Consider the following 19,529-nt stretch of genomic DNA (forward strand, 5'->3'; position numbering starts at 1 on the left):
TGTTTCCCGGGTGTCAGACACCCGCTGCACTTGCGCGCGCAGGCGCCCGCCGCGCGCCACCCATCACCGCCTTCCCCTCAAACGCGGGGCGGGCCATTAGTACTCTCCCCACGGCATTCGCGAAAGCGCAAACAGTTTCAACGCCCAAACCCGCGTATGCCATTTACGGCCGCCCGGGCGGCCGTAAATGGCGGGCCACGCAAGACCCGCCACTGATCACAGGCCTAGCAGCGCAACAAGCCAAGACACCGGCAGCCCGTCGGCGCGGGCGCCAGGGGGGCGAGCAACCTCGATGCGCCCGAGGGAATCCGAAGGGAAGGCCGCAGGCCTGGACGAGGATGACGAGGGGGGAGTCCGGCGCCCGCGCGCCGGACCGCAATCGTGGGCGCGAGCGGCCCTGGCGCCTGCGACGATGGGCGACCTACGGTGGCAGACAACGTGGCATCCACAACATTCAGCGACCTACGGTGGCAGACAACGTGGCACCCACAACGTTCAGCGACCTACGGTAGCAGACAACATGGCATCCACAACGTCGTTCAGCGACCGACAAAGCAGCAGACAGCATGGCCCCCATAACAACCGCTGCCCTGCAAACCACCCCGAACAACCAAGCCCGCAGAAGAAAACCGATTACCCTTCGCTTCCCGCCGCCGGACTGATCTCCCCCACATACCGGCAATCCAGCTCCAGGGACAACTCATCTATCCCCAGAATATCCAGTTCGACCGCGGTCCCGCGTTCCAGCTCCGGCATTCCGCCGACTCGCGTCACCAGCGGGGCGTTGGCGAACCGGACCAGGTCCTCGCGAAGTACGTGCGCGACCGTGCGGGTCATGTTGTGCTGCTTCAGCCAGCGCAGGCACCAGTAGCGCTCCATCGCGCTCTGGAATTCCGCCCAGGCGGCGTATTGCGCGTCGAAGGCGCCGATGATGGCGAACAGGTCGGCGTCGCGCGGCTTGAAGGGGGCCACCAGGCGCGCCGAGACGCCGTGCTCGACCGCGGCGATCAGTTGCCACTGGTTCACCAGGTCCACGTAGCGGCGCAGCGGCGAGGTGCTCCAAGCGTATTGCGGCACGCCGATGGCTTCGTGGGGCAGCGCCTGTGTGCTCATGCGCACCCGGCCTGCCTGTTGCGAGCGGTAGATGCCCGGCACGCCGTGCTGGTGCAGCAGGCCGCCCCACAGGTTGTTCGCCAGGATCATGTATTCGGCCACCATGCGATCCAGCGGCGCGTTGCGCTGGCGCGGCACCAGGCGCACCGGCGTATCGGGATCGTCGGGATTTCCGTCCAGGTAGAAGCTGTACTCCACGCGGGAATTGTTCTCGGGCTTGCCGCGTACGTTCTCGCGCTGGGCGGACAGGGCCTGCGCCAGCTTCCAGAGCGGGCGCAGCCAGTGGCCGTAGGGCAGCTCGGCCGAGGGATCGGAAAGGCTGGCTTCGGTGACCTGGGCGTCCAGCATGTTGTGGCGCAGGTTCTCGCGCACCACGATGCGCTCCAGGCGCGTCTCCGATTCGATGACCTCCCCGGTTTCCGGGTCTGCCACGACGTACAGCGACAGCACCGGCACCTCGCGGCCTGCGTCCAGCGAGAACGCCTGGATGACGTTGTCCGGCTGCATCGGGATCTTGTCGCCCGGCATGTAGACGGTGGACAGGCGCGCGCGCGCCAGCTTGTCGAATTCGCTGTCGCGCGTCACGGTCAGGCCAGGAGCCGCCACGTGCACGCCGACGCGCAAGCGGCCATCCGGCAGGGAAGTGACGGACAGCGCATCGTCGATTTCGGTGGTGGTGACGTCATCCACCGAATAGATTTCGGCGTCCGACAGGGGCAGCTCACGATCGATCGGAGGCAGTTCCAGGTCGGGGAAAGCCAGCCCGCGCGGGAAGTTCGTCGCCAGGAAACGGCGCTTGTGCAGCGCCAGTGCGTGCGGCCAGGCGCCCAGGTCCAGCAGCAGGCGGTCGGGGCTCTTGCCCAGCTTGGCGCAGGCGGCGTCCAGGGCTTTCCATTGCTGCGAATTCTTGTCGGGGCGGATCAGGAGTGACTCGGCGGCCTGGGCGATGGGCTCGGGCAAGCGGCCGGCGGCCATTTCGTCCACCCATTCCTGCTGCTGCTCGGCCTGGCGCTGCTTTTTCTCCAGCGCGGCCAGGGCGGCGGCCAGGATGTCGGGCGGCGCCGGGCGGTAGCGGCCCTTGCCGCGGCGGTGGAAGTACGCAGGCGCGCCGTGCAGGCGCATCAGCAGGGCGGCCTGTTCCACGGGGGTGGGGGCATGGCCGAAATAATCGGCGGCCAGGTCCGGGGCGTCGAATTCCTCCTGCGGCGCGCACTCCCACAGGAATTGCAGGTCCAGCGCCTCGGCCGCTTCGGCCGCCTGGCTCATGAGCGCGGCCGGCTCGGGCGCAGCGAAGGTGAACAGCGTGTTGGCTCGCTTGATCTTGCTGCGCTTGCCGGATTCCGACTCCACTTGCAGGCTGGCGTCGGTCTCCGACAGGATATTGCCGGCCTTGAAGCTGCCGTCGTCTTCGTAAAACACATACATGGTGGGAATCGTCCTGGGCGGCGCGCACGGGCCGCCTTGCGCAGCTATATAGATAGAGTGTTGATGTCTGAAACTGATTATTGGGGGCGAACCTGCTTGTCGCCAAGGGTGAATTCAAGCACTTCGGGCATCCACTGAGCGAAGTCGGACAGGCCGTGGTCGCTGCCTTGCACGATGCGTTGGCGGCACCCCGCGTACCGGTCGCGCATTTCACGCCAATCCAGCACCTCGTCGCCGGTTGCCGCCACCAGGAAGTACCGGTCGGGCAGGGTAACGCGGGGCACGTGGATGGCGGCCAGTTCGTCCACATATCCAGGAAGGAAGGCGAACGGCGCGTCGGAATGATACATGCGGTGCTCGCCGACCTGGGTGGCGAGGTCGCGGGCGGCCTCCACGGCGGGGTTCAGCAGTACGGCCTTGCAGCCCAGCTGTTCGGCAAGCCAGGTGGCATAGAAGCCGCCCAGGGAAGAACCGATCACCGTCAATTCCCTGGGGGAGGCCGCGCGGTCAAGCTGGCGCCGGGCGATGCCCATCGCCAGTTCGACCGCGGCCCGAGGGCTGGCGGGAAGTTGGGGGCAGGCCCAGTCCGCGGACAAGCCACGCGCGGCCATTGCGTCGGCCATCATCCGGGCCTTGAGCGAGGTCGGCGAGGAGCGGAAACCGTGCAGATAGAGGATCATGTCTCGCCTTTGCCTTGGTGTCCTGAAGATCAGGCGCGCGCCTGCAGGGCGTCCAGCAGCTTGCCGTGCACGCCGCCGAAGCCGCCGTTGCTCATCACCAGCACCTGGTCCCCCGGGCGGGCGGCGCGGGCCACCGCAGCCACGAGCGCCCCGAGGTCATCGTAGCTCGACGCCCGGTCTCCCAGGGGCGCCAGCACGTCCGCCGGATTCCAGCCCAGGGCGTGCTTGCCGGAATGGGCGCCAAAGCAGAACACCAGGTCGGCGTCGGCCAGGGCCTCGGGGAGGCGGGCCGCCATGGTGCCCAGCTTCATGGTGTTCGAGCGCGGCTCCAGCACGGCCAGGATGCGCGCAGAGCCGACCTGGCGGCGCAGCCCCTCCACGGTGGTGGCGATCGCGGTGGGATGGTGCGCGAAATCATCGTAGACCTTGATGCCGTTGACCGTGCCGCGCAGTTCCATGCGGCGCTTCACGCCCGCGAAGCGGCTCAGCGCCTCGATGCCCTGGGCCGCAGGCACGCCAGCGTGCTCGGCGGCGGCCAGCGCGGCCAGCGCGTTCATCCGGTTGTGCTCGCCGCCCAGGGGCCAGCGCACGGTGCCGACGGCGGAGCCGCCGCGCAGCACGCCGAAGGCGCCGTCCGCGTCGGGCGGCGTTGCCTGCCAGGCGCCATCGGCGCCGAACGTGACGGTTTCGGACCAGCAACCGCGCGCAATTACACGGTCCAGCGCGGCGCAGCGCGTGGGCCGCACAATGCGGCCGGAGCCGGGAATCGTGCGCACCAGGTGATGGAATTGGGTTTCGATCGACGCCAGATCCGGAAAGATATCGGCATGATCGTATTCAAGATTGTTCAGGATGGCCGTGCGCGGGCGGTAATGGACGAACTTGGACCGCTTGTCGAAGAAGGCTGTGTCGTACTCGTCCGCCTCGATCACGAAGGGGCGGCGGGCCGGGTCGTAGCGGGCCGAGACGTGCAGGTCCTGCGCCACGCCGCCGATCAGGAAGTTGGGCGCCAGGCCGGAGGCCTCCAGTACCCAGGCCAGCATGGAGCTGGTGGTGGTCTTGCCGTGAGTGCCTGCCACCGCCAGCACGTGCTGGCCCGGCAGGATGTTGTCGCCCAGCCATTGCGGGCCTGACACGTAGCGCGCGCCTGATTCCAGGATGGCTTCCATCAGCGGGTTGCCGCGGCTGACGACGTTGCCGATCACATAGAGATCCGGCTTCAGCGCCAATTGCTCCGCGCCGAAGCCTTCGATCAGTTCGATTCCCTGTTCGGACAGTTGCGTGCTCATGGGCGGGTACACGCCCGCATCGCAACCAGTGACCTTGTGGCCGGCCGCGCGCGCGATCAGCGCCAGGCCGCCCATGAACGTACCGCAGATGCCAAGAATGTGCAGGTGCATTGAAAACTCTCCTGTCCTGCATTGTATATATAGCGGCCGGACGGCTTTGCCGTTCATCAAGGGAGAGCGTTTTCGGCCTGAGGCCGCCAACGACAAAAAAATGCCCCCACGCCGCGCAGGCTTCGCCCGCTTGCTGCCCCCCAGGGGGGCGATTTTGTCTTGGGGCGGCCCAACGACAAAAAACAGCCGCAGCGGTTATGATCGCGCCATGAATCGACGCCTACTTCTCTCCGCCGGCGTGGCCATAGCCGCCACGGTTGCGGGCGGCTATACCCTGATGGGCCGCAAGTCTCCGGGGCCCCAGGCTCCTGCCGATGCCGGCGATCCGGTGGCGGCGCTGATGCAGTTGCAACTGCCCGACCTGAACGGGGCGTCCCATTCGCTGTCCGGCTGGAAAGGCCAGCCCATCGTGGTCAATTTCTGGGCAACCTGGTGCGCGCCCTGCGTCCGCGAGATGCCCGAACTCGATGCTTTGCAGAAAAAATACCCGAATGTCCGCTTTGTCGGCATCGGCGTCGATTCGGCGGCCAACATGCAAAAATTTGTCGAAAAAGTGCAGGTTTCCTACCCGCTCTGGGTGATCGGCGCTGGGGCGATCGATACGTTGCGCAAGCTGGGAAATCCCAGCGGAGGCCTGCCGTTTACTATTGTTTTCAATGCAGATGGCGGTATTAACCGGAAGATATTGGGTGAAATCCAGCCGGATGACCTAGAGCGCACCCTATCTGGTTTAAAGGCGTAAGTCTGTTGGACAAATAGTAGGAATTGGCGTAAAAAGCTGGTTTATCGGCTGTTTTGCCAACAATTGGCAAACCACTCATTGGCAAGCGCATGGCGCAAAACATACTGGTATTGCATGGCCCGAACCTAAACCTGCTCGGCACCCGGGAACCTCATATCTACGGCAGCCTCACGCTGCAACAGATCAATGAGCGTCTTGAGTTGCTCGCAGGCGAACTGGGCGCCACGCTGACAGCGTGGCAAGGCAATCACGAAGGCGCGCTGGTTGACCGCATTCAGGCGGCCCGGCAAGACGGCACAGACTTCATCATCATCAACGCGGCGGCATATACGCACACCAGCGTCGCGATTCGCGATGCGCTGGCCGGGGTCGCGATCCCATTTATTGAAGTACATTTGTCCAATCTGTATAAGCGAGAGCCCTTCAGGCATCACTCTTATCTGTCCGACTTGGCGGTAGGCCTTATCAGCGGCCTTGGCGCGGACGGCTACGAGGCGGCTCTGCGCTACGCAGTGCGGCACTGATCTCGCACCAACTCACAGCATCTACATCTTTACGGCGCGAACCCGACGCTGGGACGTCGCCGATACTATCTCGGGAAGCAGCTTCTATGGATCTTCGAAAACTCAAAACCCTGATCGACCTGGTGGCTGAATCGGGCATCGCCGAGCTGGAAATCACCGAAGGCGAAGGCAAGGTGAGGATCGTCAAGTTCTCGCAAACCTTGCAGCCGGTCGCCTACCATCAGCCGGAAGCCGGCGTGCCCGCCGCGCCCGTGGCCCAGCCCGCCGCGGCGCCCGCTGCGCCCGCCGCGGAAGCCGCGCCGGTGATCCAGGGCCACGTCGTCAAGGCCCCCATGGTCGGCACGTTCTACCGCTCGCCGAATCCGGGCGCGGCGCCGTTCGTCGACGTGGGCGCCACCGTCAAGGAAGGCGATCCGCTCTGCATCATTGAAGCCATGAAGCTGCTCAATGAAATCGAGGCCGACAAGTCCGGCGTCATCAAAGAAATCCTGGTCGAAAACGGCGAGCCCGTCGAGTACGGTCAACCCCTGTTCGTCATTGGCTGATAGCTGAAAATGTTCGAAAAAATCCTGATCGCCAATCGGGGCGAAATCGCCCTGCGCATTCAGCGCGCTTGCCGCGAGCTGGGCATCAAGACCGTGGTCGTGCACTCCGAGGCTGACCGCGAAGCCAAGTACGTGCGCCTTGCCGATGAATCCGTGTGCATCGGGCCCGCGCCGTCGCGTGAAAGCTACCTGAACATGCCGGCCATCATTTCGGCGGCCGAAGTCACGGATTCCGAGGCCATCCACCCGGGCTACGGGTTCCTGTCCGAGAATGCCGACTTCGCCGATCGCGTCGAGAAAAGCGGTTTCGTGTTCATCGGCCCGCGTCCCGACACCATCCGCCTGATGGGCGACAAGGTCAGCGCCAAGCGCGCCATGATCGAAGCCGGCGTGCCGGTGGTGCCAGGATCGGAAGGCGCCTTGCCCGACGATCCTCAGGAAATCATCCGTGTTGCGCGCGAGGTCGGCTACCCGGTCATCATCAAGGCCGCGGGCGGCGGCGGCGGCCGCGGCATGCGCGTGGTCTACACCGAGGCCGCGTTGCTGAACGCCGTCACCATGACGCGTTCGGAAGCGGGCGCCGCGTTCAACAACCCGGAAGTCTATATGGAGAAGTTCCTCGAGAACCCGCGCCATATCGAAATCCAGGTCCTGGCCGATGGCGGCCGCAACGCCGTCTGGCTGGGCGAACGCGACTGCTCCATGCAGCGCCGCCACCAGAAGGTCATCGAGGAAGCTCCCGCGCCCGGGATCGCGCGCCGCCTGATCGAGCGCATCGGCGACCGCTGCGCCGACGCGTGCCGCAAGATGGGCTACCGCGGCGCCGGCACGTTCGAATTCCTGTATGAGAACGGGGAGTTCTATTTCATTGAAATGAACACCCGCATCCAGGTCGAGCATCCGGTCACCGAGCTGATCACGGGCATCGACCTGGTCCAGCAGCAGATCCTGATCGCCGCCGGCGAGAAATTCGCGCTGCGCCAGCGCGACATCTCGTTCAAGGGCCACGCCATCGAATGCCGGATCAACGCCGAAGATCCGTTCCGCTTCGTGCCCAGCCCCGGCCGCATCACCAACTGGCATACGCCGGGAGGTCCGGGCGTGCGCATCGATTCGCACGCGTTCAACGGTTATTTCGTGCCGCCGAACTATGATTCGATGATCGCCAAGGTCATTACCTATGGCGATACGCGCGACCAGGCGCTGGCCCGCATGCGCATCGCGCTGTCGGAAATGGTGGTGGAAGGCATTTCCACCAACATCCCGCTGCATCGCGAGCTGCTGCAGGATTCCCGCTTCATCGAAGGCGGCACCAGCATTCACTATCTGGAAAACAAGTTGGCGCAGCGTCCCTGACCAACGAACTGGGGCCTCGCGGCCCCTTTTTGCTCCAAGGAAAAAGCCCCCTGGGGGCTTTTTTCAAAGCGATACGGCCGACGGGCCGCGGCACATGCCGCGGCCCGTCGGCCAGATGGAAGAAACAATCATGCGTGAACTCGTGCTCCATTGCCTGGAGGCCCAGGCCGAGGCCCTGTCGGATGCGCTGCTCGAAGCGGGCGTGCTGTCCGTGTCCGTCGAAGACGCCGATCTGGGCACCGATGACGAACGCCCCTTGTTCGGCGAACCGGGCACCGAGCCCGACGTGCAGGCCTGGGACCGCAATCGCGTGGTCGCCCTGCTGCCCGACGGCGCCGACCCGGCCCAGATCATGGAAGAGGCGGCCGAGGCAGGCGGGCTCGATCCCGCGCTGTTCGCGGACTGGAGCCTGCGCGACGTGCCCGACGCCGACTGGGTGCGCCTGACGCAATCGCAGTTCGGCCCCATCCATATCGCCGAGCGCCTCTGGATCGTGCCCAGCTGGCACCGCGACAACCCCGACGTGCCCGGCTTCGAGCCGGAGGCCGCCGTGCAGGAAGGGGCGATCCATATCGAACTCGACCCCGGCCTCGCGTTCGGCACGGGCAGCCACCCCACGACCCACCTGTGCCTGGCCTGGCTCGAAGCCGAGCTGCCGCAGGGCGCTACGCTGCTGGACTACGGCTGCGGTTCGGGCATACTCGCCATCGCCGCGCGCAAGCTGGGCGCGGGCCCGACCCTGGCGGTGGACATCGACGCCCAGGCCGTCCAGAGCACGGCCTTCAATGCCGAAGTCAACCGCGTCGAACTCCAGGCCATGCTGCCCGATGCGCTGCCGGAAGGCACGTTCGGCGTGGTGGTGGCCAATATCTTGTCCAATCCGCTGAAGGTGCTGGCTCCCATGCTGGCCGGGCGTGTCGCCGACGGCGGCCATCTGGTCTTGTCGGGCGTGCTGGAACGCCAGGCCGAGGAAGTGGCCGCCGCCTACGCGCCGTGGATATCCATGTCCGTCTGGCGCGCCCGCGACGGCTGGGTCTGCCTGCACGGGCAGAAAGCCTGAGCGCCCGCGCCTCACGATCGCGCCATGGCCCTGACCACCCGTTGTCCGCAGTGCGGCACGTCTTTCAAGGTAGTGCCTGACCAGCTCCGGGTTCGCAACGGCCTGGTGCGCTGCGGCGCCTGCTCGACCGTTTTCGATGGCCGGGCCTGCCTGTTGCCCGAACCCGGCGCGACCGCAGCCCGCCCGTCGGCGGCGCCCGCAGTGCCTGCCGCGCCGGCCGCAGCTGCGGCGCCCGCGCCGGCACCCGCCGCGCAATCGCTTCCCCCCTGGGAAGACGAACCGGAGGCGCCAGCCGCCATCCCCGCCGCGCACCCGTCCGCGTATTCGCCCGCCGTGCTGCGCGGGCGCGAGGACATCCGCCGGCGAGCCGAGCCTGACGCCGGCCAGCCGCAGGACGAGGACGACGACTACAGCCCCGATGAGGAAGAGGCCATCAGGGCGGAACCTCCCCGCTGGGCCGAACCTGCGGAGCCGTCGCTGGGCCCACAGGCCGATCGCCATGCCGGAGACTACCGGCACGTGGATGTGCGCGATGACGCCCGCGACGACGAGTACGACGACGAATACGCGCCGGAGCTCGAAGATCCGCGCGAGCCGGTGCTGGGCGATACGCGCACGCGCTATTCCAGCGCCACCGACGTGGGCCGCGCGCCGCCCGAATTCCTGGACCAGGACCGCCAGGAGCGGCGCAGCCTGATACGCAAGCTGTGGAGCGGCGCCTGCCTGCTTGGCCTGATCGCCCTGGGCCTGCAGCTGCTCTATGTGTACCGCACCGATATCGCCAATTCCGTGCCGGCCCTGCGGCCGGTGCTGGAGACGGTGTGCCGGCCCCTGGACTGCGCCGTAGGATATGCGCGCCGGCTGGAGCGCATCGCGATTTCCTCCTCGTCGTTGCAGCCGCCCGCCGGCGCGGCGGCGATAGACGACGGGCGCAGCCGGCTCGTGCTGAGCCTGGTGCTGCGCAACCGCTACGACAAGCCGCAGCACTGGCCGGCGCTGGTGCTGGACCTGACCGACCTTTCGGATACGGTGGTCGTGCGCCGGGTGCTGATGCCCGAAACCTACCTGACCCCCGAACAGTTGCGCGGCCCCTTCGCGCCAGCCGGAGAACTGAAAATATCCGTGCCCATTGAAGTGACCGGCGTACAGGTCAATGGCTACCAAATCGACAAATTCTTTCCTTAAAGGATGACAAGCATGGCGACCCCCGTCCTGGTTTGCGGTTCGATGGCGTTCGACACCATCGCGGTGTTCGAAGGCCGTTTCAAGGAGCACATCCTGGCCGACCGCATCCAATCCCTGAGCGTGTCGTTCCTGGTGCCCAGCATGCGCAAGGAATACGGCGGCTGCTCCGGCAACATCGCCTACAACATGAACCTGCTGGGCGGCAAACCCGTGCCGGTGGCCACCGTGGGCGAGGACGCGGGCGAATACCTGGCCCGCCTGTCGGGCATGGGGATCGACGTCAGCCGCGTGAAGGTCATCCCCGATACCTTCACCGCCCAGTGCTTCATCACGACAGACCTGGACGACAACCAGATCACGGCCTTCCACCCGGGAGCCATGTCGTTCTCCGCCGACAACGATCTGAGCGACGCCGAAGCCGCGTGGGCGATCATCGCGCCCGACGCGAAAGAAGGCATGTTTGCGCATGCCGAGCGCCTGCACAAGCGCGGCATTCCGTTCATTTTCGACCTGGGCCAGGCCATGCCGCTGTTCGACGGCGCCGACCTGGAACGCATGCTCAAGCTCGCCCAGGCGCTGACGGTGAATGACTACGAGGCCGGCGTGGTGGAACAGCGCACGGGCCGCAGCGTGGCCGATATCGCCAGCACGCTGCAAGCCGTCGTGGTGACGCGCGGCGCCGAAGGCGCCACGCTGCTGACCGGCGGCAAATCCATCCAGATCGAACCGGTGCGCGCAGCCCAGGTGGTGGATCCGACGGGCTGCGGCGATGCGCAGCGCGGCGGCCTGCTCTACGGCCTCACCAGCGGCTGGAGCTGGGAAGACAGTTGCCGGCTGGGCAACGTGATGGGCGCCATCAAGATCGCTTCGCGCGGGCCGCAGAACCACGCGCCGTCGCGCGCCGAAATCGACGCCGTGCTGCACGCCACGTACGGCATCCATCTTCCGGCCTGAGTGTCTCGCGCTCCGCCGGGAACCTGGCGGGGCCTGCTTGGTCGAATCAGCCGCCAGGGCGGCCGGCGGCGGCATCCCCGCCGCCGCGCCTGCTCCGCAGTTTGCAGCTTCTGGCCGTGAGTTTCAGTATGTTGCAGCCGCGCTGGCCGTCCCCGCCGGCCGGAGTATGATCAAGAAGTCGTCGGCATTGCCGATCGAGGAGTCCAAATGAACCAAAGCAAATCTCTTTCCCTGGTGACGCCGCGCGCCGGCCGGTGGTTGGCCATCGCAGCCGTCGTGACGTCGATGGCTGTGCTGGGAGGTTGCGCCAACCGCAGCGCCTCCAGCGGCGTGTATAGCTATGACCAGGCGCAGCGCGAGCAGATCGTGCGCACGGGAACGGTAACGGGCGTGCGCCCCATCGTGATCCAGAACGACAAATCCAGCGGCGTCGGCATGGTGGCCGGCGGCGCGCTGGGCGGCGTGGCGGGCAACGCCATCGGGGGCGGCACGGGCCGCACCATCGCCACGGTCGGCGGCGTCATCCTGGGCGCCCTGGCCGGCAACGCGGTCGAGAACCGGGTCGGCAAGAATTCCGGCTACGAAATCACCGTGCGCCTCGACAACGGCGAAACCCGCGTCATTGCGCAGGAAGCGGACGTGCCCATCAGCGTGGGCCAGCGTGTCCAGGTGATCAGCGGCTCGGGTCCTACCCGCGTCACGCCGATGTAAGCGCCGCCGTTCCCGGGAAAGCATGGTTTCCTGGAATGGCCGGTATCGAAATGCCCGCGCAAGCGGGCATTTTTTTGTCGCCGGAGCCTTCGCGTTGCGGAAGGCTGGGGCCCGAACCGCCGGCAGGCGCAAAATATGTCGCTCCGTCGCAACGCGGCACCCCGGGACTTACCCGCAGGCGTTACGTTTTCCAGCCTTTTCTCGCCATTTCCTCCAAAAGTTTCATGGCGATTCGACGGGCGAAGTGACATGATTGCGCCTGCGAGCGACGCCGCGCCGTGAATATCGTGTAACCAAGTGCATCCGGGCGTCGTTCTGGCTGGCTGTAATTTCAGTTCGGTTTCAGCATTTTCTCAGTATCCTCGACGTCCTGAATCCCGGGGCAGGGGAAGTTTTGCCGACAAGGCGACGTAACGCTGCACCAGGGCCTGTGCAAGGCTCGATTTAGTATGAACAGGCCCTAGCTATGCATTCCGAGCAAGAACTCCACACCAAGATCGGCGAGATCGTCGAGTCGATCGTCATGAAGAAAGTCACCCCCGATACGCAGTTGATCGCCACCGGCCTGGTCGATTCCCTGGCCGCCGTGGACATCACGCTCGCCGTCGAGTCGGAGTACGGTTGCAGCATCCCGGCTCCCGAGATCGCGGAGCATCTACAGTCGGTCCGCACGCTTGCCGGCTATGTCGCTGCCCATATTTCGTAATTCGCAGCTGTTGTCTCACGTCGCGGCCGCCGCGACGGCGGTGGCACTGGCGATCGGCGCCTATTGCGGCGCCGACGATCTGCTCAGCCGCATCGTGAATCCCATGCCGGCGACCCAGGCCGCCGCCGCGGCCGGCAAGAGCAACTACCTGCCCAATCTGGGGCCGGACTGGGGCACGCAGCACGTCAACCTGAACCGCCTGGGCAATGCCCTGAGCGATGGCACGCTGGTCGTGCTCGGCTCGTCCGAGCTTTCCAGCCACGACCTGCGGTTCGTCCCGTACCGCTTCTTCCCTGAAGAACTGAAGGTGCCGACGCTGGCCTATGGCCACGCGATGTTCCAGTCCTATGGCATCGTCAGCGTGCTGGAATCGGTGGCGGATTCGTTGACGCCCAACACCCGGCTGGTGATCATGGTGTCGCCTGCCTGGTTTGCCTCGGGCGGCCAATTGCCGCGCAGCGCGTTCGCCGAGCATGTCACCGGTCCGGTCTGGGATCGTCTGTGGGACCAGCCCAGCACGCGCGAGCAGATGCAGACCTGGATTACCGACAACGCCAATTGGGGCCTGCTGTGGCTCATCGCCAATGGCCAGGTCGCCGAGCTCAAGGACAAGCTGTCGCTCTGGTGGCAGGCGCGCAAGGAGCCGGCGCCCGACCGCCCGCGCAGCAAGCTGTCGGTGCCCGCGCACCGCTACGTATCCTGGCCGTCGGCGGCTCGCCTCGACCAGGGGCAGTGGGGCCGCTTGACGCATCAGGCGCGCGAGGTCGAACGCGACCTGGGCGGCCACAACCCTTACGACGTGCGCGACGATTACTACAAACAGTTCCTGGCGCCCCTGTATTCGCCGGCGCGCAACGAGTTTGCCGACGTCGATCCGATCACCCGCGCGGAGCTGGGCGACCTGTCGCGCGTGATGGCCCTGCTGCAGAAGCGCAAGGTTCGCGCCTACTTCGTCATCCAGCCGTTCAATCCCAAGCTGATCCTCGACGTCGAGCGTTTCGATCCGGTGGTGGCCGCGATTACGGGCATGTGCGAGCGCTACCGGATGGGCTGCCTGGACCTCTACAGCATCCCGTTCGAACCCGGCATGCTGCGCGACGACATGCACCTGGCCGAACTCGGCTGGGCGCTGGCCGACCAAGGCATTGCGGAGTACTTTTCCCGATGAGCAAATTCCTAGCCTGGGCCCGGCCGAAGGCCGGCGGCTCCGCCGACGAGCAGGAGCCCCGCAAGGGCTCCGCCTGGGGACGGCGCTTCTTCTGGCACCTGTGCCTGTACTTCGGGGTGATCCTGGTCTTCGTGCTGCAAGCGCAGCCGACCACGGGCAGCGGCGGACCGATCAAGGTCGAATTCCAATACCAACAGTTCTGACCCCAGCATGGAATTGTTCGCAAGCTTGAGCTTTTTCGGGGGCGCCCTGTTCGGCGGCCTGGGCCTGTTGGCGTACCGCTCTTTCGGCATGCCGCTGCACATCGGGTACCGGCACGTCATCGGCGTGATCTGCCTGGGCGTCTGGATGGCGGTCTTCTGGGCCCGTCCCTACCAGCCGATCGCGCTGATCGCCATATCGGGCAGCGCCCTGTGGGCCGTGCGGCGCAACTACATCCCCACCTGGCTGGCCGTGGTCATCACCATGACGCCGCTGCTGCTGGTGAAGACCGGCGTATCGCACCTGGGGGCGATGCTGGGCCTGTCGTTCGCCACTTTCCGCGCGATCGACGTGCTGCTGTTCGCGCAGCGCAACGAACGCGTCTCCCCGCTGGACTACTTCATCTATCTCTTCTTTCCGCTGACGCTGCTGGCGGGCCCCATGTACCGCTGGCGCAATTTCCAGGCGGACCTGAAGCGCGGCTACGAGGGCGTGAACCTGAACACCTGGCTCAGCGGCCTCGAGCTCATCATGCTGGGCGTCATCCAGAAGTTCGGCCTGGCCGAACTGATCTGGCGCTACGGCCTGGCGACGCTGGATGCGCACGACTATTCGTTCACCGGCGTGGCGCTCAACGCCTCGCTCTACAGCGCCTATCTGTTCTTCGATTTCGCCGGCTATTCCACGATGGCGATCGGCATCGGCATGCTGTTCGGCTTTAACCTGCCGATCAATTTCCGCAATCCGCTGGCGACGCTGAACCCGCAGGACTTCTGGCGCCGCTGGCACATCAGCCTGTCGGAATGGCTGCGCGACGTGGTCTTCATGCCCATCTACAAGGCGCTGAGCAAGACCGCGTACTTTTCACGCCATCGCCTGGCCGCGCAGAACATCGGTATCTTCGCGACGCTGCTGGCCATGGGCGTGTGGAACGGGCTCTCGACGCACTACATCGTCAGCGGCCTGATGTTCGGCGCCTACTCGGTGGGCCATAACCTGCTGATCAACGCCGCGCGCACACGCCCGGCCCTGCAGGTCGCGCTGGCGCGGCCCGCCATGCGCTTTCTCGGGCGCGTATTCACCCTGATCCTGGCCGCGCTGGCGCTCTACGTGTTCAGCGGCCGCAGCCCTATTTGACGCCGGGAGTTTCGGCATGCGTTTCGACCTGAAGTCTTTCCGGTTCACGGATTCCGAGCGTGCTCCCGACGCGCTTGCCATCGCCGCCGCCGATCGCAGCCTGACGTGGTCGCAATTGCGCGACGAGGCGCACGCCTGGGCCGAAGAGGCCCGCCGGCATGGCGTCGCGCCGGACGTACCCGTAGCCGTGTACGGCCACAAGGAGGCGTCGTTCTTCGTTGCCATGGTCGGGGCTTTGTTGATCGGCGCGCCGTTCGTTCCGGTCGACACCATCTATCCCGCGGAACGCCTGCGTCGCATTGTCGAGATCGTGCGGGCCGCCGCCGTCTACGACGCGGCGACGGGCACGTTCACGGCGGGCGAGGGCGCCAGGCTGGCAGAGCGCGGCCTGGCCTACGTCATGTTCACCTCGGGCAGCACCGGCGATCCGAAAGGCGTGCAAATCGGCCGCGAAAGCGTCGGCCTGCTCGGCGACTGGATGCTGGGCAGCTTCGGCCTGGGCGACGCGCCCGTGTTCATGAACCAAGCGCCGTTCAGTTTCGACCTCTCCATGTACGAAGTGTTCGCCACCCTGGCCTCGGGCGGAAGCTGCGTGCTGAACGCGCGCGAACAGATCGCGGCCGCGGGCGCCTGGATCCCCCGCCTGGCCCGGCATGGCGTGACCGTATGGGTGTCCACGCCGTCGTTCGCCCACCAGCAGCTGGCCAATCGCGATTTCTCGCCGGCCGCGCTGCCCACGCTGCGCACTTTCCTGTTCTGCGGGGAACCCCTGCCGGCCGCGCTGGCCAAGAAGCTGCGCCAGCGGTTTCCGGACGCGGTCATCCTGAACACCTATGGTCCGACGGAAGCCACGGTGGCCACCACATGGATCGAAGTGACCGACGCCGTGCTGGCCGCGCACGACCCGCTGCCGGTCGGCCACGCCAAGCCGGACAGCGTGCTGGTGGTGGACGAAGGCGGAGAGATCTGTATCGTGGGCGACCACGTCATGCGCGGCTATCTGAACCGGGCCGACCTGAACGAAGCCAAGCTCTACACCTATGTGGACGGGCGCCGGGCGTTCCGCACCGGCGACCTGGGGCAGATGGGAGAAGGGGGGCTGTTGTTCTGCCGCGGCCGGATGGACGACCAGATCAAACTGAACGGCTATCGCATCGAGCTGGCCGAGATCGACGAAGCGCTGCATGGCCTGCCGGGAGTGGAGGGCGGCGCCTGCGCCGTGCTGCGCCGGCCCGACGGCACGGCGGTGCGGCTGGTCGGTTTCGTGGCCGGCGTGGCTGCGCCGGACCAGCCGGCGAGCATATTGGCGCCGGAGGCGCTCGACGGCTGGAAGGAGACGCTGGCCCGGCGGCTGCCGCCTTACATGGTGCCGTCGGAACTGGTGGCCTGCCCGGCGCTGCCCATGTCGAACAACCACAAGATCGACCGCAAGAAGCTGATCGAAATCTACACCGCCATCCCGGTGTAGGGGTGCGAGGCGCGGACCCCGCGCCTCAGACGCCCATCATGCCGTAGCTCAGGCGGGCCAGGACCATCAGCACGATCTGCGCCACGATCAGCAGCACCAGCGGCGAGAAGTCGATCGAGGTGCGGGGCAGGATGCGGCGGATCGGGTTGAGCATCGGATCGGTCAGCGCCTGCAGCAGCGGCATCATTGGCGCCATCGGGTTGACCCAGGACAGCACGGCCTGGATCAGCGTCAGCCAGACCACCAGATTCAACGCCCATTTGGCGGCCATGATCAGGGCCGAGCCCATGGCCGCGGGCAGCAGTTCGGCGGGAATGAGCGCGCCGATCGCCACCAGCCAGATCAGCACCAGATAGATCAGCGCGGACAGCCAGGCGGCGACCAGGCTGGTCCAGTCGATCTTGTTGCCTGCGGGAATGATCTTGCGCAGAGGGTTCACCAGCCAGTTGGTGGCCTGGTAGACCGCGCGGGCGAGAGGATTGAAAGGGTGCAGCCGTATCGCGTGCATCCAGGCGCGGGCAATCAGCGCCGCTCCGAACAGCGTGAACACGATTTCGAGAAGGAAGCGGAAGATTTCACCGAGCATGGACACGATCACCCTGAAAAAGAGGAGTCAATTGTCGCACGCTCAAGCGTGAAAAACGCACCTTGGCAGGGCGGCCATCCGCCCTAGGTCGTAGTCCGGGACGAGAGCGCTTGGGGGCGGCGACCCGGCCGCGCGGCGGGCGCGCTTTCCGCGGGCGCAAAAAAGCCGCCTGGCCTGGGCCAGGCGGCTCTCGCGAAGCTAAGGCTTCGAACCGTCCTGATTAGGGACGGCCACCGGTCGGGAACGGCCACGACGCGGCGGGGTTCAGCGCGGTCTTCGCGCCCGGGGCGGCTGCCGTGGACGGCGGCGTTACGGGCTTCTTCGGAGCGGCTTTCTTCGCGGCAGGCTTCTTTGCAGCGGCCGGCTTCTTGGCAGCAGCAGGCTTGGCAGCGGGGGCCTTCTTGGCGGCGGGAGCCTTCTTGGCAACGGCCTTCTTGGCAGCAGGCGCCTTCTTGGCAACCGCCTTCTTGGCGACAGCCTTCTTGGCGACAGCCTTCTTGGCGACAGCCTTCTTGGCTACCGCTTTCTTGGCGACGGCTTTCTTGGCAACCGCTTTCTTGGCGACGGCCTTTTTGGCAACCGCCTTCTTGGCGACGGCCTTCTTGGCTACCGCTTTCTTGGCGACGGCCTTCTTGGCGACGGCTTTCTTGGCCACGGCCTTCTTGGCTACGACCTTCTTGGCCACGGCCTTTTTGGCGACTGCCTTCTTGGCGACTGCCTTCTTCGCTACCGCCTTCTTGGCGACGGCTTTCTTGACGGCCGGTTTCTTGGCGGCAACCTTCTTCACTGCCGGCTTCTTGGCGGCGACTTTCTTGACGGCTACCTTCTTGACTGCAGCTTTCTTGGCCGGTGCGGCCTTCTTCGCTACTGCCTTCTTGGCGGCGGGCTTTTTCACCGCTTTCTTTACGGCTTTCTTGGCTGTTGCCATGGTCATGCTCCTTAGGTTCAGGGGTCCCAGAACTTAAACCCGTGCCCCGATCCGCCAACAAGGCGCATCGTGCCCGGGCTATTCATCGGCGCATGCCGCTGTCCTGTGCGAGCAACAGCTACTACGGTTTGCGCTAATGAATTCGGCACAGCCATTTGATATGGCCCCCGCTCCTTTGGCGCGAGCCATTTCAAATGGCGCCGGTCGGCGCCTGATCACAGGCTGCCGACCGCTTGTTCTACGTGTCCGAATTTGCCTCCACGCCGCATCTTCGGCTAGCTGCCCCCGAGGGGGGGCGTTTTGCCTTGAGGCGGCCCGGCGGCAAGACACCCTGACCGAGGAGACCGCCATCAAGCCTGTCGCGAACGCGACGCCCCTTTCCGAAGGGCGTGCCCGCGCCGGGCTCGATGGCGAACTGCATTACTCCCAGCTCAGCGTGCCACCGGTTTGGTATTCGATCACGCGAGTTTCAAAAAAGTTGCGTTCCTTTTTAAGGTCGATCATTTCCGCCATCCACGGGAAGGGATTCTCTTCCTGCGGGAACAGCGGCTCGATACCGATTTGCTGGCAACGGCGGTTCGCGATGAAGCGCAGGTAGGACTTGAACATGGGAGCGTTCAGGCCCAACACGCCGCGCGGCATCGTGTCTTCGGCGTAAGCGTATTCGAGTTCGACCGCTTTGCGGAAGAGTTCTCGGATTTCTTCGCGGAATTCCGGCGTCCACAGATGCGGATTTTCCAGCTTGACGGTGTTGATCAGGTCGATGCCGAAGTTGCAGTGCATGGATTCATCGCGAAGGATGTACATGTACTGCTCGGCGGCGCCGGTCATCTTGTTCTGGCGGCCCAGCGCCAGGATCTGCGTGAAGCCAACGTAGAAGAACAGGCCTTCCATCAGGCAAGCAAAGACGATCAGCGACTTCAGCAGCGTCTGGTCGGCTTCGGGGGTGCCCGTCTTGAAGTTGGGGTCCGCGATCGCGTCGATGAACGGGATCAGGAACTCGTCCTTGGCGCGGATGGACGGGACTTCGTTATAGGCGTTGAAGATCTCCGCCTCGTCCAGGTCCAGGCTTTCGACGATGTACTGATAGGCGTGCGTATGGATCGCTTCCTCGAACGCCTGGCGCAGCAGGAACTGGCGGCACTCGGGCGCCGTGATGTGGCGGTAGGTGCCCAGCACGATGTTGTTCGCGGCCAGCGAGTCGGCCGTGACGAAGAAGCCCAGGTTGCGCTTGACGATGCGGCGCTCGTCCTCGGTGAGCCCGTTCGGGTTCTTCCAGAGGGCGATGTCGCGCGACATGTTGATCTCTTGCGGCATCCAGTGGTTGGCGCAAGTGGCGAGGTACTTCTCCCATGCCCACTTGTACTTGAAGGGCACGAGCTGATTGACGTCGGTCTCGCCGTTGATGATGCGCTTGTCGGCGACCTTCACGCGTTGCGAGGTGGCGGAACCGCTGACGGCCAGGCCGGCCGCGTGTTCAGGCGCGGCGGGCGTGGGCATGGCGGTGTCGCCGAACACGCCGGTGGCTGCCCGGACTGCGGGCGCAGCCTGCCCGCCCGCCGCGGAAGCGGGCGATTGTGCAGGTTGCGTTGCGGTGGTGTCGTCTTCCCAATTAATCATGATTCATTCTCCGGAGGCGG

General features: G+C 65.6%; 19 protein-coding genes. 13 read left to right on the top strand and 6 right to left on the bottom strand.

What is annotated here, in order from left to right:
- Window positions 1–633: 633 nt before the first annotated feature.
- The 3 genes from JL37_RS14160 to mpl form a co-directional block, all read right to left on the bottom strand.
- On the bottom strand, window positions 634–2,538 hold the full coding sequence (locus tag JL37_RS14160; protein ID WP_043544773.1) for a ribonuclease catalytic domain-containing protein: 1,905 nt from the start codon (window positions 2,536–2,538) through the stop codon (window positions 634–636).
- A 77-nt stretch (window positions 2,539–2,615) separates the two neighbouring features.
- On the bottom strand, window positions 2,616–3,218 hold the full coding sequence (locus JL37_RS14165; protein ID WP_043544774.1) for a YqiA/YcfP family alpha/beta fold hydrolase: 603 nt from the start codon (window positions 3,216–3,218) through the stop codon (window positions 2,616–2,618).
- A gap of 29 nt (window positions 3,219–3,247) precedes the next feature.
- Window positions 3,248–4,618, bottom strand: a complete 1,371-nt coding sequence (mpl, locus tag JL37_RS14170; protein ID WP_043544776.1) for a UDP-N-acetylmuramate:L-alanyl-gamma-D-glutamyl-meso-diaminopimelate ligase — start codon at window positions 4,616–4,618, stop codon at window positions 3,248–3,250.
- 208 nt (window positions 4,619–4,826) lie between these two features.
- Here mpl and JL37_RS14175 point away from each other — a divergent pair, with 208 nt between their 5' ends.
- From JL37_RS14175 to JL37_RS14235, 13 genes are all read left to right on the top strand, one after another.
- Window positions 4,827–5,360: a TlpA disulfide reductase family protein gene (locus JL37_RS14175; protein ID WP_043544777.1), complete on the top strand. Its 534-nt coding sequence runs from the start codon at window positions 4,827–4,829 to the stop codon at window positions 5,358–5,360.
- An 89-nt stretch (window positions 5,361–5,449) separates the two neighbouring features.
- Window positions 5,450–5,884: a type II 3-dehydroquinate dehydratase gene (gene aroQ / locus JL37_RS14180; RefSeq protein WP_043544779.1), complete on the top strand. Its 435-nt coding sequence runs from the start codon at window positions 5,450–5,452 to the stop codon at window positions 5,882–5,884.
- Between the two features lie 86 nt (window positions 5,885–5,970).
- Window positions 5,971–6,429 (top strand): acetyl-CoA carboxylase biotin carboxyl carrier protein, encoded by a 459-nt coding sequence (accB, locus tag JL37_RS14185; protein ID WP_043544781.1) that lies wholly within the window; start codon window positions 5,971–5,973, stop codon window positions 6,427–6,429.
- A gap of 9 nt (window positions 6,430–6,438) precedes the next feature.
- Complete coding sequence (accC, locus tag JL37_RS14190; RefSeq protein WP_043544783.1) at window positions 6,439–7,785, top strand: acetyl-CoA carboxylase biotin carboxylase subunit; 1,347 nt, start codon at window positions 6,439–6,441, stop codon at window positions 7,783–7,785.
- Window positions 7,786–7,915: 130 nt separating this feature from the next.
- Window positions 7,916–8,845, top strand: a complete 930-nt coding sequence (gene prmA / locus JL37_RS14195) for a 50S ribosomal protein L11 methyltransferase (protein WP_043544984.1) — start codon at window positions 7,916–7,918, stop codon at window positions 8,843–8,845.
- Between the two features lie 24 nt (window positions 8,846–8,869).
- Window positions 8,870–10,030, top strand: coding sequence for a DUF3426 domain-containing protein (locus JL37_RS14200; protein WP_043544784.1), 1,161 nt, complete (start codon window positions 8,870–8,872; stop codon window positions 10,028–10,030).
- 12 nt (window positions 10,031–10,042) lie between these two features.
- Complete coding sequence (locus JL37_RS14205) at window positions 10,043–10,984, top strand: carbohydrate kinase family protein (protein ID WP_043544785.1); 942 nt, start codon at window positions 10,043–10,045, stop codon at window positions 10,982–10,984.
- 207 nt (window positions 10,985–11,191) lie between these two features.
- Complete coding sequence (locus JL37_RS14210) at window positions 11,192–11,695, top strand: glycine zipper 2TM domain-containing protein (RefSeq protein ID WP_043544786.1); 504 nt, start codon at window positions 11,192–11,194, stop codon at window positions 11,693–11,695.
- 466 nt (window positions 11,696–12,161) lie between these two features.
- Window positions 12,162–12,401, top strand: coding sequence for an acyl carrier protein (locus JL37_RS14215; protein ID WP_043544787.1), 240 nt, complete (start codon window positions 12,162–12,164; stop codon window positions 12,399–12,401).
- Window positions 12,379–13,569 carry a D-alanyl-lipoteichoic acid biosynthesis protein DltD gene (locus tag JL37_RS14220; RefSeq protein WP_043544788.1) on the top strand — a complete coding sequence of 397 codons (1,191 nt, stop codon included), beginning with the start codon at window positions 12,379–12,381 and terminating at the stop codon, window positions 13,567–13,569. Before JL37_RS14215 ends, JL37_RS14220 begins: the two co-directional genes overlap by 23 nt.
- Entirely contained in the window at window positions 13,566–13,772 is a 207-nt protein-coding gene (locus JL37_RS30690) for a hypothetical protein (protein WP_043544789.1), read from the top strand. Before JL37_RS14220 ends, JL37_RS30690 begins: the two co-directional genes overlap by 4 nt.
- 7 nt (window positions 13,773–13,779) lie before the next feature.
- On the top strand, window positions 13,780–14,907 hold the full coding sequence (locus JL37_RS14230; protein ID WP_043544790.1) for an MBOAT family O-acyltransferase: 1,128 nt from the start codon (window positions 13,780–13,782) through the stop codon (window positions 14,905–14,907).
- A 16-nt stretch (window positions 14,908–14,923) separates the two neighbouring features.
- Window positions 14,924–16,375: a D-alanine--poly(phosphoribitol) ligase gene (locus JL37_RS14235; RefSeq protein WP_043544791.1), complete on the top strand. Its 1,452-nt coding sequence runs from the start codon at window positions 14,924–14,926 to the stop codon at window positions 16,373–16,375.
- Between the two features lie 25 nt (window positions 16,376–16,400).
- On the opposite strand, the gene JL37_RS14240 is transcribed toward JL37_RS14235, so the two are convergent.
- The 3 genes from JL37_RS14240 to JL37_RS14255 form a co-directional block, all read right to left on the bottom strand.
- Window positions 16,401–16,961: a YggT family protein gene (locus JL37_RS14240; protein WP_043544985.1), complete on the bottom strand. Its 561-nt coding sequence runs from the start codon at window positions 16,959–16,961 to the stop codon at window positions 16,401–16,403.
- A gap of 220 nt (window positions 16,962–17,181) precedes the next feature.
- Window positions 17,182–17,889, bottom strand: coding sequence for a histone H1-like DNA-binding protein (locus JL37_RS14245; RefSeq protein ID WP_043544792.1), 708 nt, complete (start codon window positions 17,887–17,889; stop codon window positions 17,182–17,184).
- 420 nt (window positions 17,890–18,309) lie between these two features.
- Complete coding sequence (locus JL37_RS14255) at window positions 18,310–19,509, bottom strand: ribonucleotide-diphosphate reductase subunit beta (RefSeq protein WP_043544795.1); 1,200 nt, start codon at window positions 19,507–19,509, stop codon at window positions 18,310–18,312.
- Between the last annotated feature and the right edge of the window lie 20 nt (window positions 19,510–19,529).

It is taken from the genome of Achromobacter sp. RTa (assembly GCF_000757485.1).
In the GTDB taxonomy this organism is placed as follows: domain Bacteria; phylum Pseudomonadota; class Gammaproteobacteria; order Burkholderiales; family Burkholderiaceae_B; genus Achromobacter.